The 13,234-nt window shown below is 59.5% G+C and carries 11 protein-coding genes; 6 read left to right on the top strand and 5 right to left on the bottom strand.

The genetic code is table 11. The annotated features are described in order from the left end of the window. Positions 1-55 precede the first annotated feature (55 nt). Positions 56-832: a 3-deoxy-manno-octulosonate cytidylyltransferase gene (kdsB, locus tag P9L99_03840; protein ID MDP8222467.1), complete on the top strand. Its 777-nt coding sequence runs from the start codon at positions 56-58 to the stop codon at positions 830-832. Next, the gene (locus P9L99_03835; protein ID MDP8222466.1) at positions 829-1,797 is read left to right on the top strand and encodes a KpsF/GutQ family sugar-phosphate isomerase; all 969 of its coding nucleotides are present in this window, start codon (positions 829-831) and stop codon (positions 1,795-1,797) included. Before kdsB ends, P9L99_03835 begins: the two co-directional genes overlap by 4 nt. Before the next feature lies 1 nt (position 1,798). On the opposite strand, the gene P9L99_03830 is transcribed toward P9L99_03835, so the two are convergent. After that, positions 1,799-2,863 (bottom strand): lipocalin-like domain-containing protein, encoded by a 1,065-nt coding sequence (locus P9L99_03830; GenBank protein ID MDP8222465.1) that lies wholly within the window; start codon positions 2,861-2,863, stop codon positions 1,799-1,801. Positions 2,864-2,866: 3 nt separating this feature from the next. Beyond that, on the bottom strand, positions 2,867-3,406 hold the full coding sequence (locus tag P9L99_03825; protein ID MDP8222464.1) for a cob(I)yrinic acid a,c-diamide adenosyltransferase: 540 nt from the start codon (positions 3,404-3,406) through the stop codon (positions 2,867-2,869). Between the two features lie 117 nt (positions 3,407-3,523). Here P9L99_03825 and P9L99_03820 point away from each other — a divergent pair, with 117 nt between their 5' ends. Further along, on the top strand, positions 3,524-4,405 hold the full coding sequence (locus tag P9L99_03820) for an EamA family transporter (GenBank protein MDP8222463.1): 882 nt from the start codon (positions 3,524-3,526) through the stop codon (positions 4,403-4,405). Here the strand turns inward: P9L99_03820 and P9L99_03815 are convergent. Genes P9L99_03815 through P9L99_03805 form a run of 3 tightly spaced genes read right to left on the bottom strand, consistent with a single transcriptional unit; the run spans position 4,402 to position 7,663 of the window. Then, on the bottom strand, positions 4,402-5,256 hold the full coding sequence (locus tag P9L99_03815) for a hypothetical protein (protein ID MDP8222462.1): 855 nt from the start codon (positions 5,254-5,256) through the stop codon (positions 4,402-4,404). The genes P9L99_03820 and P9L99_03815 overlap by 4 nt on opposite strands. Before the next feature lie 6 nt (positions 5,257-5,262). Next, on the bottom strand, positions 5,263-6,648 hold the full coding sequence (locus tag P9L99_03810) for a PhoH family protein (protein MDP8222461.1): 1,386 nt from the start codon (positions 6,646-6,648) through the stop codon (positions 5,263-5,265). Positions 6,649-6,667: 19 nt separating this feature from the next. Further along, positions 6,668-7,663 (bottom strand): dienelactone hydrolase family protein, encoded by a 996-nt coding sequence (locus P9L99_03805; protein ID MDP8222460.1) that lies wholly within the window; start codon positions 7,661-7,663, stop codon positions 6,668-6,670. Positions 7,664-7,801: 138 nt separating this feature from the next. On the opposite strand from P9L99_03805, the gene P9L99_03800 reads away from it, so the two are divergent. The 3 genes from P9L99_03800 (at position 7,802) to serA (ending at position 13,231) form a co-directional block, all read left to right on the top strand. Then, positions 7,802-9,442 carry an alpha/beta hydrolase gene (locus P9L99_03800; protein ID MDP8222459.1) on the top strand — a complete coding sequence of 547 codons (1,641 nt, stop codon included), beginning with the start codon at positions 7,802-7,804 and terminating at the stop codon, positions 9,440-9,442. Between the two features lie 90 nt (positions 9,443-9,532). Beyond that, the gene (locus tag P9L99_03795; protein ID MDP8222458.1) at positions 9,533-11,512 is read left to right on the top strand and encodes a PAS domain S-box protein; all 1,980 of its coding nucleotides are present in this window, start codon (positions 9,533-9,535) and stop codon (positions 11,510-11,512) included. A 126-nt stretch (positions 11,513-11,638) separates the two neighbouring features. Then, positions 11,639-13,231 (top strand): phosphoglycerate dehydrogenase, encoded by a 1,593-nt coding sequence (serA, locus tag P9L99_03790; GenBank protein MDP8222457.1) that lies wholly within the window; start codon positions 11,639-11,641, stop codon positions 13,229-13,231. The last annotated feature ends 3 nt before the right edge of the window (positions 13,232-13,234 follow it).

The raw sequence follows: 13,234 nt of genomic DNA, 5'->3' as shown, positions 1-13,234 counted from the left end.
GTTGCATTCGGCCCCTTTTCTGGTACATTTCGCGCAAACACGGAAGTGACGGACCATGACAATTGCCGCGATCATTCCAGCCCGCTACGCCAGTTCGCGCCTGCCCGGCAAGCCCTTGGCCGACTTGCACGGCAAGCCGATGATCGTGCGCGTAGTCGAACGCGTGGCGAAGCATCCTCGCCTGGGCCACGTCGTGGTCGCCACCGACGACGAGCGCGTCCGTCAAGCGGTAACCGACGCCGGTTTTAACGCCGTGATAACCCGCGACGATCACCGCAGCGGCACCGATCGCATCGCCGAGGTTGCCGCCACTCTCGATTTCGAGCTCATCGTCAACGTGCAAGGCGACGAGCCGATGTTTGACCCGCGCATTCTCGACGACGCTCTGGCCCCCTTTGACGCCACGCCGGGCCTGCGCTTCGGCACCGTGCGCGCGCACCTCGAAAGCGAAGCCGAAGTCTTCGACCCCAACTGCGTCAAGGTCGTGGTCGATGAAAACGACTTCGCGCTTTATTTTTCCCGTGCGCCGATTCCTTTCCCGCGCGATTCACTTGCCTACCGCGACGGCCGTTTCGACCGCGTGGCCGATACGCCGCCGCCGCACATGGACAAACACCTAGGCTTATACATTTACCGGCGCGATTTCTTGCTCGAGTACGCCACATGGCCGCCGTCGCGCCTGGAGATGATCGAACGCCTCGAACAACTCCGCGCCCTCGAAAGAGGCGTGCGCATCGCCTGCCCGCTCACCGCACACGCGACCGTCAGCGTCGACACGCCGGCTGATCTGGAGACCGTACGACGCGCCTGGACCAAGGAGACAAACACATGACCATCATCGATCGCGCCCGCCGGGTATTGCAGATCGAAACCGACGCCCTGCGCGCCACGGCCGATCGCATTGACGAGAATTTCGTCCGCGCCATCGGCATCCTGCTCGCTTGCGACGGCAAGGTCGTCGTGATCGGCATGGGAAAATCAGGCCTGGTCGGCGCGAAAATCGCCGCCACCTTCGCCAGCACCGGTACGCCCTCCTTCTTCCTGCACGCCGCCGAGGCGGCGCACGGCGACCTGGGCATGGTGCACAAAAGCGACGTCGCCCTCGTGCTGTCCAACAGCGGCGAAACCGACGAAGTGATCGTCACGTTGCCGGTACTACGGCGCTTGGGCGTGCCGATCGTAGCGATGACGGGCGTCTTGGAGTCCCGCCTCGCGCAAACCGCCGACGCTGTGCTCGATACCGGCGTTCAAAAAGAAGCCTGTAAGCTGGGCCTGGCGCCGACCGCCAGCACCACCGCGCAGGTCGCGATGGGCGACGCCTTGGCTGTCGTGATGCTGGAAGAACGCGGTTTCACCGAAGAGGATTTCGCCCGCTTCCATCCGGCCGGGGCCTTGGGCAAACGCCTCCTGACCCGCGTCGCCGATCTCATGCACAGCGGCGAGGCGCTGCCCCGCGTTCGGCGCGACACCGCCATGACCGAAGTGCTCATTGAGATGAGCGGCAAGCGTCTCGGCGCGACCGTCGTCGACGACGAGGACGGCAAGCTCGTCGGTATCGTGACCGACGGCGATCTGCGGCGCGCCCTGCAAAAGCACGGCGCGTTACACACGTTGACGGCCGGCGACGTCGTCACGCCGCACCCTAAGGCAATTCGGGCCGGAGCTTTGGCCACGCGAGCGGCGCATGTGATGGAGCAGAATTCGATCAGCGTGCTGCTCGTTTATGAAAGCGGCGAGCCGGAGCGAATCATCGGCATCGTTCACCTGCACGATTTATTGAAAGCGGGAATTATTTAGTCTACCAGGTGCGTTGGCGCGCTTCGTAGAAGGCCAAACCGCGCGTCGGTTTGCCCGCGAAAGTCCCGTCGACGTGGCACACGCCCTCCCACAGCGACTTGGTCACTTCCTGGTTAATCAGGTCGGGCACCATTTCCAGATCGGCACCGACTTCCGGAATGCGAACATTCCAACCCAGGCGCCAACTCCGTCCGGTTTTCGGGCTGACCCAGGTTTTCATCGGCTCGATTTCGTATTTCAAGCCGTGCTTAACCGTTCCGTCGGGGTAGACGATGTCGCAAATCGGCGCCACCACCTGGCTTAACTTGAGGAACTCGAAGATCATGATTTCGGTGTTGTCGGCCAGTTGAATCGAGTACCAGTACCACTTGTCGAACTCGCGGTCCTCCCACTCGCCCCACTGGTGATCCATCCACCCCTTGCCGGTCAACGACACTTCCGTGCCGCGAATGCGTCCGCGTCCGCTGACATCCATGTTCGTGAGCGAGAAGTAGTAGCTGCGGCCCGCCTTGCCCATCGCAATGTTCCCCGTACCGCCAACCGGCAACGGATACTTGTTCGCGTGCAATCGCAGCGTGACTTGAGCGACCTTGTGCTTGAAGCGAAACTCATATTCGAAACGGTCGGCGTAAGGTTGCAGGAGCATGCTCATCGGTGCGGTCACCGCTCGTAAACGCGGATTCAATTCCACCAAGCCCGTCGTCTGAAAAGGAAAATGCAGTTCGTGATGCACCAGCGTGAACGACCCGAGCAACTGCCCGGTTTTGAGCATGGCGATCATCAACCCATAACGGCGATTACGCTCGTCCAGCAGGTGCGCGTTGAAATACCACCACTCTTGCGGAAACTCGAAATTCGTCTCGGAAAAATCAAACGCGTGCCGGCTTAACGGCTCGGCTCCCGAGGGAACCGGCGCGCCGACGAATCCTGCGCCCGGTGACGCGAAATAAGATCGCGCCTCCACCGACCCTTCTACCCGGTCGGAGAAATATTTCCACGCAAATAGTGCGATCACAGCCGCCAGCGGCACCAAGATAAACGGTAGAAAGTACTTCAGTTTACCCATGCGCTATCGTTCGATCCCATCGCGGGCGTCCACGCCCGATTGCCAGTAGTGTTTGATTTCGACCATCTCGGTGACCAGGTCGGCTGCGTCGATGATTTCCGGCGGGCAATAGCGGCCGGTGAAAACCAACTCCACCCCGTCGGGTTTGAGGCGAATCAACTCGCGCATATCCTCCACCGTGAGCAGATGGAAATAATGGGCCGTGTTGATTTCGTCGGCCACAATGATGTCGTATTCGCCGCCGATCAGAGCGGCTTTGAGTTTTTCGAAACCGGCACTGGCCAACTCGATGTCATCCGGGTCCGGCGGATTCTTCACGTGGATGAAAGTGTTTTTGCCGTATCGCTCAATGATAATATGGCCGTCGGTTTTAGCCGCCGCGGTCAATTCGGCGTAATCCTGCCCCTTCATGAATTGACCGATATACGTCTTGAGCCCGCGGCCCCACGCACGAAAAGCCAACCCCAGCGCGGCGGTCGTTTTACCTTTGTTGTTGCCGGTGTAGACCTGAACATACCCCTTGGCCAGCATCTTGTTCGGCATCGTTCCGGGCCTCTTTTTCCTGTTCGTCGTTAGGCAAGTATTTTAGGACACTATCGGCCAAGTTGACACCCGCGCGAATCACTTTATTTTGGAGTCTTCCATCACGACGGAGGTCGCATGAACCCCATACTGCTTGCCGTACTTGCCAGTTTTTTCTGGGGTGTGGGCACGGTTATGCAAAAACACGGCATGGCCACCAGCTTCCCGCAAATTTCGCTCGCCGGCTTTATCCGCCAAGTGGGCAGTATCCTGCTCACGCTCGTTCGAAACTGGCTTTGGGTTCTGGGGCTGCTGTTCATGATCGGCGGGATGGTCAGCTACGCCACGGCCTTGGGCGCCGCCGACCTCTCCATTGTACAACCCATCATATGCCTGACCGGCGTAGTCGCGGCGGTCATCGGCGTCACCTTCTTGAAAGAGAAAGTGCGACCGGTCGAATGGCTGGGCATCGCCCTGATCCTCGGCGGCGTAGTGATCGTCAGCGTTGGCGCGACGGGTGAAACGGCGCGGATACCGGGCAACGGCCCCTTGCTGGCGTTCACCGCTGTCAGCGTCGTGTTGATCGCCGCATCGTTTATGCTCAAGCGGCTGAACGTCTCGGTGGAAATGACGCTGTCGCTGGCCGCCGGCTTAAATTTCGGCCTGGCGAATCTGATGGGCAAGCTGCTCACGCAACGGGTGATCCTCGACGTGGATGGCCCGTTTTCGTTTGCCCGGCCGGAAGTGTGGTGGAGCCTGATTACCGATTACCCGGTATTCGTGATCATCGCCACGAACATCGTCGGCGGCGCAGCGTTACAAACCGCGTTTGCCAACGGCCGGGCCAGTGTCGTCTCTCCGGTGGTCACGATCATCAGCACGATTTTGCCGATCCTCGCCGCGTTGACGATCTTTGGCGAAAACGTTCGCGTCGCGCACGCGGTGGGCATCGGCGTCGTGATCTTCGGTACCACCCTTCTCGCCTTGCGTGGTGAAGAACCGGCCCCCGCGACGGCCTAGTCTTCCACGTCGTCGAAATACTGGATCGTCAGGTCGCCGTCGCCGCCGTCGATGACGATCGCTACGCCGCCGGTGCCCAATTTCATCACGATCCACTCGCCGTCACCACGCGCGGGATCGACTCGTTCCTGATCGAACTGATTGAAAATCACGCCGCGACTACGGTACGACAGCGTCGCGTTGACGTTGCTTTGCGCCATCATCAAGATATTTGCGGACTTGCTCTCGATCTTCATCGGCCCGGGATGAGGGCTGTTGAGGTTGACCAGCAACTTGCCCTCACGCGCCGACAGAGAGATGTGCTCGTCGAACGAACCGAGCGACGCCCGTAGCGTACCGCTTCCCACCGAAGCGACGGTCGGGCCCGTTACATCCTCGAGAACGACGGCGCTGGGGCCGGTTTGATTCACCTGCACCGGTCCGCTGACGCCGCGCACCGTGACGTTCGCTTCGACACTCTCGGCCTGAACGGCCATGGAAGCAGGCACGAAGAATTGCATATCGACCTTTGCCGAGCCTCGCCAATTCCGCGGGGCATCGGCGGCGACATACCACGTGTCACCATCGCGCCGCGACGTGGCGGTCACCTGCGACAATAGCAAATCGCCGAGCCAGGGAAGCCGCGGGTCCACGATCTTCGTCAAGCTCGTCTCGCCCGTGTCTCGCTCTTCCCCCTCGATTTGAATCAGGCCCCGTTCGTTGGTAACCACGAGGGTCTTCGCGTCCGCTTCGCGGAACTGCAATTCCTGTTCGCCGGTTTGAAAATGCGCGAAAAGATAGAAGTAGGCCAGCGAAAACAGGCAGTACAACCCAAACAAGATCGCAATTAGAATCGCGGCTTTCTTGGCCATTGATTTCTAAAGCACCTGCGCCGCCAATTCGGCCAGTGGGCTGCGTTCGCCCTTGCTCAACGTGATGTGTCCCGCCAACGGTTGCCCTTTCAGCCGTTCGACGACGTAGGTCAGGCCGTTGGAACTGGAATCCAGGTACGGATTATCGATTTGATAGGGATCGCCGGTCAGCACGATCTTGGTGCCTTCGCCCGCCCGCGTGATCGTGGTTTTGATTTCGTGGGGAGTCAGGTTTTGCGCCTCGTCGATCAGCAGATAAACGTTCGGAATCGAGCGGCCGCGAATGTACGTGAGCGCCTCGAGTTCCAGTAGGCCCTCGTCGATGTATTGGTTGAGCCGCGTAAACTGCGCGGCTTTGTCGGTCGCGCTCGAAAGCAGGAACTCCAGATTGTCGAAAATGGGCTGCATCCACGGACGCAGCTTTTCTTCCAGATCGCCCGGCAGGTAACCCAACTCACGGCCCATCGGTTGGATCGGCCGACTTACGTGCAGCCGCTGGTAGACCGCCTCGTGCACGACTTTATGCAGACCCGCGGCCAGCGCTAAAAGCGTCTTGCCGGTGCCCGCCATGCCCACGAGGGTAACGAGGCGAATGCGGTCGTCGAGCAGCAAATCGAATGCGAACCGCTGCTCGCGGTTGCGATGGCTGATGTTGACGATCGCGTGCTTCATTTTCTTGAGCAGCACGACCCGTTTGCCGTCGATATCGATCCGGGCCAACGCGCTGCTTTTCGGGTCGGCCTCGTCGATCAAGTGCAGAAACTGGTTGGCGTAGAGGCGCAGGTCCGCCTCGGTCGGCTCACCGTTCCCGATCGGCTCGGGCCGGTAGAATTCCCGCACCGCGTCAAGACTGAACTCCTCGTCGGCGTACGCCGCTTTGATCAACTCACCGGGTACCATCACGTCGGTGTATCCCGTGTAGAGTTCCTCGATATTCACCTTCGAATTTTCGAAATCCTCGACTTCCAACCCGAGTGCATGGGCTTTGATGCGCAGATTCGTGTCCTTCGTGACCATAATCACAGGCTCGTTCCTGTGCTCCTGCTCCATGGTCTTTTTGACATGAAGGGCCGCCAAAAGAATTTGCCGATCCGCATTGCGTTCGAACAGCACGTCCGAAATCCGGTCGTCCTGGTGGGCGCTCACATCCACCCGCACCGAACCGCCGCTCTCCAGCGGTACGCCGTCGACCAAGCTGCCCTGCAAACGCAACTCGTCCAAGAACCGGCTGGTCAATCGAGCGTTGCGGCCGATTTCCGTCAGTTCCTTCTTGAAGCGGTCGATCTCCTCGATCACGGTGATCGGAATGACGATGTGATGCTCGTCAAAGAGGAACATCGCGCGTGGATTGTGGAGCAAGACATTAGTATCCAAGACGAAGTGTTTAACCATCGACGAACCCTTCAAGAAGCTACAAGGCTGGATCAAGTATACGTTGGAAATGTTCCAACGTCCACTTTTTCGCCAGCGGCACGAGCGCGAACGCGCTGTAATGACCGACCGGTAGCGTCCGCCATTCCGGATGCCCGAAAGCATCCCACGTCGACCGCGCGGCGGATATCTTGATGATGTTGTCCTGGTAACCGTTGATCATCAGCAGGCGCGCCGGATCAATGCGATCAGCATACGTGATCGGGTCGATCTTCCGCATCCGCGGCTCGGCGAAGTCGATCAATTCCTGGCGCGTTCGCAGGTTGTATCGCTTCATCATCGCGTCGCGGAACTTCGCCACACGCCCGTAATGAGAAGTGCGCATCACCTCAATCAAGTCGCCCGCCGATACCAGCATGACCGTTGCCTTGACGCGCCCGTCGGCCGCCGTGGCCAGCGCTCCGAGAATCCCTCCCAGACTCATGCCCATCACCGCAATGCGGTCGCTATCCACCGGTTCCCGAGACGTCAAGAAATCGATGCCGCGGCGCACGTCGATCACCGATTGGCGCACCAATTTCGAATTGTATTCAAAATCCTTCTGCGCATTGAAAAAGCGCTCCCGCCGGTAAAACGCCAACGTGTTGTACCCCTGCTCGGCGTACGAGCGGGCGAACGTCTCGGCAATCTCAATCGGCCCCCCGGTCGGCGGCAGACAGATCAAGCCCGGCGTCTTATGCGTCGTGTTTTTCTGCTCGAAATAGAACGCACGCGCCTTTTTATTCTTTAGACCATCCAGATCCGTTTTACGGATTTTGATGAAATACTGGCGATAGGTCGCCGTCTCGCGCTTAAACTCCAAGCTGATATCAACCGGAGAGCGATCGTAATCGAAAATGGGGATTTCGCTCTTGCCCACCGCCGGCGGCGCCAGGCCGCGATCCAGCGCTCCCTTGAACTGCGTGTGGCCGCAACCGGCAATTAAAACAGCCACAAACACGATCGCCACACAGAACATTGTCCACCGCTGGATCATAAAGCGTCTCCTTGTGGAAAATGGGTGTCAGGGAAAGTTAACACGCTCACCGCCGTCTCGCAACGGTGCGCTATTCACTGGAATTCAAAGAAAAAACCTGCTAGTTATGCTATCTTGCTTTGCCAATGGAGGAAGTGTATGCGAAGCTTTCGAATCTCAATCGCCCTGCTCATCGTGCTGTGCGTGGCGTCGTTCGCCTGGGCCGACGAGGAGATCAGCGGCACCTTCAAGATTACGGAAAACGGCAAGCTTGTCGGCGCGGAGAAATTCACGATCACCTTCGAGAGCGACGGCCGCGTCACGTCCAGTTCGCACGGGACCGTGCGGCAGGATAAAACCGAAGCCAAGGACTACACGCGGCTCGTTCTGCGAACTCTCGACGGGCCCATTCATACTTACCAGCGCGAGGTTTTCGTCAGTCAATTGCCGCAAGGCCTGTTCGCCACCTACAACGGCGACGAACTGCTGATCGAAACCCGTGAAGGACCACGGAAAAAGGAAACGCGACTGAACATCACGCCTTCCACGATGCTGGTTGATGTCGGCGTGTGGCATCACTTGCACTTTTTGATTCATCGTTATTCGCACCGCACCGGCGGCCAGCAGCGATTCGCGACGGTGGTCGCCTCGGAACTGCGCATCGCCGACCCGGTGTACGTCAAGCAGATCGGTCGCGAAGCCGTCTCCCTCGAAAACGGCTACTTCATGGCCAACAAATACTTTGTGAATCGCGGTGACGTGGGCATTATCGTCTGGGCCGACACCAAGGGTCGCATTTTGCGCATCGAATCGCCCATGCAGGGCTACGCCGCCGAACTGGCCAAGTACGACGGTGAACGCGCACCTGAGGTGCAACCCGTAAGAACGCTCGGCGAGAACGTTCTTAACGAAGCGGTAAACCTCGATAGTCAAACCGAACAGCTCGGCGGCCTGCTGACCAAACCACGCGGTATTGAAGCGCGTTTACCGGCGCTGATCTTTCTCTCCGATGCCGGCCCGCACGACCGCGACGGCAATTCATTGTCGGGCAATGTAAACGTTCGGACCGGCGAATGGCTCGACCGCATTAGTGAATCCGGCTTCGCCGTGCTGCGCTTAGATGACCGCGGCGTCGGCGAAAGCGCCGGCGATTTCGCCCGCAACAGTCTCTCGGTCCAAGCGCTCGACGCCACTGCACAAATCGAATTTCTGAAAAAACGGGACGATATCGATCCCGACCGTATCGGCATCATTGGACACGGCGAAGGAGCCAACGTGGCGATCATGGTCGCCGCCAAGCGACCGGACGTAAAAGCCGTGGTGCTCCTTTCCCCCTCCGACGTCCCCTTGTCGGACTTGGCCGTGGAACAGATCAAACACCGCATCAAAATCGAAAACCGTCCCCAGGCCGGGTCGTGGGAGCGCCACCCTGTCATCTCATTGATGCGCATTGCCCGCGAGCAACCCGATCGCGAGTTCTTTGTCTACGGCGGTCATTCGGTGTACCTGGACGTCTACCGCGAATGGTTCGGTATGACCCCGATCGAAGACCTCAAAAAATCCAGCGCGCGGATTCTGCACATCCATCCCGACAAGGACTTGCAGGTTTTCCCGCAGCACGCCGATGCGTTCGTCGCGGCCTTCAAAGGCACCGATCGCTACACTTTCAAGGGTTTCAAAGGGCTTAATCACTTCTTCCTTCCCTCAGAGGGAACTATCGGAGAGTACGCCGACCCATCACTGGAAGTTGAGCAGTCGTTTGTCGACTACGTGATTGGCTGGATGAAAGCGACTTTGTAGAGGCTCCGGCGGGCAGGCTGGAATCCCCCCGCCCGACGGCCTACAATAATGCATAACAACCGACATCCGACGCAGCGATAAGGAGGGCTCATGTCACCCGACCGGGTAGACGGGGTGGATTCGTTTCCCTTTGACATGGACGCCCAGTGGTTCTTCACGTCTGTTCTGGGCGCGCTGCGGGAAGTGTTTCTTCTACTGGACGAACATGGGCGAATCCGTTTCGCAGGCGGTGCCGTGTTATCCATGCTCGGCGTGCGCGGCGCGGATCTGCAGGGCCGGTTAGCGACCGATTTCGTCCAATCCCCTCACGATCTCGATGACATGGAACTCGCCGATCAAACCACCGATAGCCTCACCTTGCGGGTTTCCGTTCGCCGTCCGGACGGTTCCGAAACCACGGCGACGCTTACCAGCTCGACGCTGCGGCCCGTCAAGAACCACCCGATCCGCACCATCATGTTGCTGCACGACATCACCGATGAAATGCAGACGCAGGTGGCCCTCGAAGCCCGTAATCGGCAGTTAGCCACCCTAGGCCGCGTCAGCGCCTTGGTTGCGGTTGGCGGCGATCTGGAAGCACTGCTGGAAAAACTCGTTCTGATTTCCATGCAGAACCTCAGACTGCGCGCCGCCGCCGTTTTTCTGCTTCATCGCGACGAGCATCTTGCGAAGCTGGCGGTCCACCGCGGTGTACCCCGCGAAATCATTGTCCGCCTGGCCGAATACTCCTACGACACAGCCTGGCTGCAACGCGCTGCCTCCGAGCCCGGCCCGCTGCGCATGGACAACCTGCAGTTTTTGCCGCCGGACATTCACGCCGACCTGCAACGTCATCGCCTGCAGGGTGCGGAGGCCGTGCTGCTGGTCAACAAGGGCCAAGCGGTCGGCATTTTCTTCTACATGCCGCTTAGCCCGTTGAAATTCGAAGACCTCGCCCTGCTTGAAGCCATCGCCGGACAAATGGCTCTGGCCATCGAAAAAAACCGCTTGATGCAGGACCTGCGCGAGAGCGAGCGCAAATATTCCATGTTGGTCGAAAGCGCGAATGACGGCATCATGATCAGTCAGGACGGCGTTTTCCAGTTCGTCAACAAAAAGCTGGCCGACATGCTGGATTACAAAGTTTCGGACCTGCTCGGCCTACCTATTCAGGCGATCATGTATCCGGAAGACATTGAATTGTTCATGGGTGCCTACAACCGGCGCATCACCGGCGAACTGACCAAAGAAATCTACCAAGGCAGGCTGATGGCCAAAGACGGCCACCCGGTCCGTACCGAACTCAACGCCGTCACCTTCGCGTATCGAGGTCGGCCGGCCAGCCTGTCCTTTGTCCGCGACCTCAGGCTGCGCATTCAGTTGCAGCAAGCGTTGGTCGCGGAAAAAGACGCCGCGGAATTCTTCAACGACGTCCTCACCCACGACGTGAACAACCTAATCCATACCATCATCGGAAATCTCGACTTGCAGGGCGACCCCATGGTCGGCTCGCTCGACGAAGCGCACGACGCCTATCGTCAAAAGGCCTTGGCCAACGCGAAACGCGGCTCGGCGTTAATCGATCGCGTTCGCGAATTGATGATGATCCGCCGGCTCGACCCCGACACTTTCGTGCCCCTGCCGCTGCGCCAGTTACTCGACGAGGCTGCCGATACCGTGCGGGAACAATTCGCCGACGAAAAATACGTTTTCAGCGTCGATGTCGAGCCACACCAGCACGTTTTGGGGCACCCCTTGGCCGCGCAGATATTCGTCAATCTGTTCTCCAACGCCCTGCGCCATAACTCGAGCGAATTCAAGGAAGTGCGCGTCTCTGTCGCCGAATCCGAGGACCGCCGCCATTGGACCGTCATCCTCGAAGACAACGGCGACGGCATTCCGCAGGAATTGCAGGACCGCATCTTCGCCCGCTACACCCGCTTCTCGAAACAGAAACACGGCCTCGGGCTGGGCATGAGCATCGTCAAAGCGGCGATCGGCGCCCTAGAGGGCGAAATTCGCGTGGAAAGCCGCGTCCCCGACGACGCCGCCGCCGGCACGCGCTTCTATGTTTCCCTGCCCAAAGGCTAGCATTAGCGCCCGTTTCGGTTGACACGCACGCCCCCCTAGATTATCGTCGCGTTCTGGCGATACCTGCCCCCGTGAAGGGTTTTTCGGCACCAAATGCCCGCAGCAACTGCGATTGAGGAGCGAACCATGCGTGTTTTGGTTAGCGATAAGTTTTCCGAAAAAGGCTTGGCGATTCTCGAATCGACCCCCGATATCCAGGTCGATTATCGTACCGGCTTGAAGGGTGCCGAACTCGCCGAGGCGATCGCCGAAGCCGACGCCCTGATCGTTCGAAGCAGCACGAAAGCGACCGCCGAGCTGATCGCCGGCGCGCCCAAACTCAAGGCCATCGGCCGCGCTGGCATCGGCGTGGACAACATCGACCTCGCGGCCGCCAGTCGGCGCGGAATCGTCGTCATGAACACCCCCGGCGGCAACAACGTGGCGACCGGCGAGCACGCCATTTCTATGATGATGGCCCTGTCGCGCCGCATTCCACAGGCCCACGGCGCTTTGAAAAACGGTCGCTGGGAAAAATCGCAGAACATCGGTGTCGAGGTCTTCGGCAAAACACTCGGAGTGCTCGGTTTCGGCAACGTCGGCCGCATCGTCGTCAGCCGCGCCCTGGGCCTCCAGATGCGCGTGCTGGTCCACGACCCCTTCGTCGTACCCGACAAGATCGTCGAGGCCGGCGCGATTCCCGCCACCTTCGAGGAACTGCTCGCTAAATGCGATTACGTTTCCGTACACGTTCCCAAAGGCGAAAAAACCCTCAACCTGATCAACCACGACACCATCGCCAAGATGAAGGATGGCGTCCGTATCATCAATTGCGCCCGCGGCGGCATCGTCAACGAGCAAGACCTCTACGACGCCCTGCAAAGCGGCAAGGTGGCCGGCGCCGCCGTCGATGTCTTTGTCACCGAGCCGTGCACCGATTCGCCCCTGTTTGAACTGGACAACGTCGTGGTAACGCCCCATTTGGGAGCCTCGACCAGCGAAGCCCAGGACAACGTCGCCATCGCGATCTCCGAACAGATTATCGACTACCTGCGCGGCGGCGTGATCAAAAACCCCGTCAACGCCCCGCAGGTCGCGCCGGAATTGCTCGAGCGCATGCGCCCCGTGCTTTCCCTGGCGCACACGGTGGGAAGCTTCGTCGGGCAGTTGCTGGACCGCGCCCCCCGCGATCTCAAGATATTCATCGGCGGCGATTTCGCATTGTTCCCGGACGCGCCGCTGCAGATCGCGGTTCTGCTTGGCGTGCTGCCCCACTTCGGCATCGAAGACATCAATCCGGTCAGCGCGCCCTACCTCGCCAAGGAGCGCGGCGTATCCGTAGCCACATCCAAGCGGGAGAGTCTGCAGGATTTCGTCAACGTCATCGGCGTAAAGGCGGTGTTCGAAGACGGCACCGAAATCGGCGTACAGGGTTCGATTCCGGCCCCGGGTGAAGAGCGAATCGTGCGCGTATTCGGATACGCGATCAACGTGGATACCAACGGTTACCTGATCGTCATTACCAACCACGACGTGCCCGGCGTCGTGGGCGAAGTCGGCACCCTGTTGGGCCAGCGCGGCATCAACATCGGCCAACTGCGCCTGGCCCGTCACAAGGATCTTTCCGAGGCTCTGATGGTCGTAACCGTCGACGGCGACATCACGCCGGAAGTGGTGGCCGAATTCGGCAACCTGCCGAACGTTACCTCGGCCCGCGTCGTACACCTAGTTAGCGAATAGGAC

Source organism: Candidatus Lernaella stagnicola (assembly GCA_030765525.1).
In the GTDB taxonomy this organism is placed as follows: Bacteria; Lernaellota; Lernaellaia; order Lernaellales; family Lernaellaceae; genus Lernaella; species Lernaella stagnicola.
The sequence above is the reverse complement of the archived record's forward strand: the minus strand, read 5'-3'. Positions and strand labels throughout refer to the sequence as shown.

Bases quoted from the DNA above. Each gene is read 5' to 3' on its own strand.
- P9L99_03800 (MDP8222459.1), top strand. From the start codon at position 7,802: ATGCGAAGCTTTCGAATCTCAATCGCCCTGCTCATCGTGCTGTGCGTG.
- P9L99_03805 (MDP8222460.1), bottom strand. From the start codon at position 7,663: ATGATCCAGCGGTGGACAATGTTCTGTGTGGCGATCGTGTTTGTGGCT.
- kdsB (MDP8222467.1), top strand. From the start codon at position 56: ATGACAATTGCCGCGATCATTCCAGCCCGCTACGCCAGTTCGCGCCTG.
- serA (MDP8222457.1), top strand. From the start codon at position 11,639: ATGCGTGTTTTGGTTAGCGATAAGTTTTCCGAAAAAGGCTTGGCGATT.
- P9L99_03815 (MDP8222462.1), bottom strand. From the start codon at position 5,256: ATGGCCAAGAAAGCCGCGATTCTAATTGCGATCTTGTTTGGGTTGTAC.
- P9L99_03835 (MDP8222466.1), top strand. From the start codon at position 829: ATGACCATCATCGATCGCGCCCGCCGGGTATTGCAGATCGAAACCGAC.
- P9L99_03825 (MDP8222464.1), bottom strand. From the start codon at position 3,406: ATGCCGAACAAGATGCTGGCCAAGGGGTATGTTCAGGTCTACACCGGC.
- P9L99_03820 (MDP8222463.1), top strand. From the start codon at position 3,524: ATGAACCCCATACTGCTTGCCGTACTTGCCAGTTTTTTCTGGGGTGTG.
- P9L99_03830 (MDP8222465.1), bottom strand. From the start codon at position 2,863: ATGGGTAAACTGAAGTACTTTCTACCGTTTATCTTGGTGCCGCTGGCG.
- P9L99_03795 (MDP8222458.1), top strand. From the start codon at position 9,533: ATGTCACCCGACCGGGTAGACGGGGTGGATTCGTTTCCCTTTGACATG.
- P9L99_03810 (MDP8222461.1), bottom strand. From the start codon at position 6,648: ATGGTTAAACACTTCGTCTTGGATACTAATGTCTTGCTCCACAATCCA.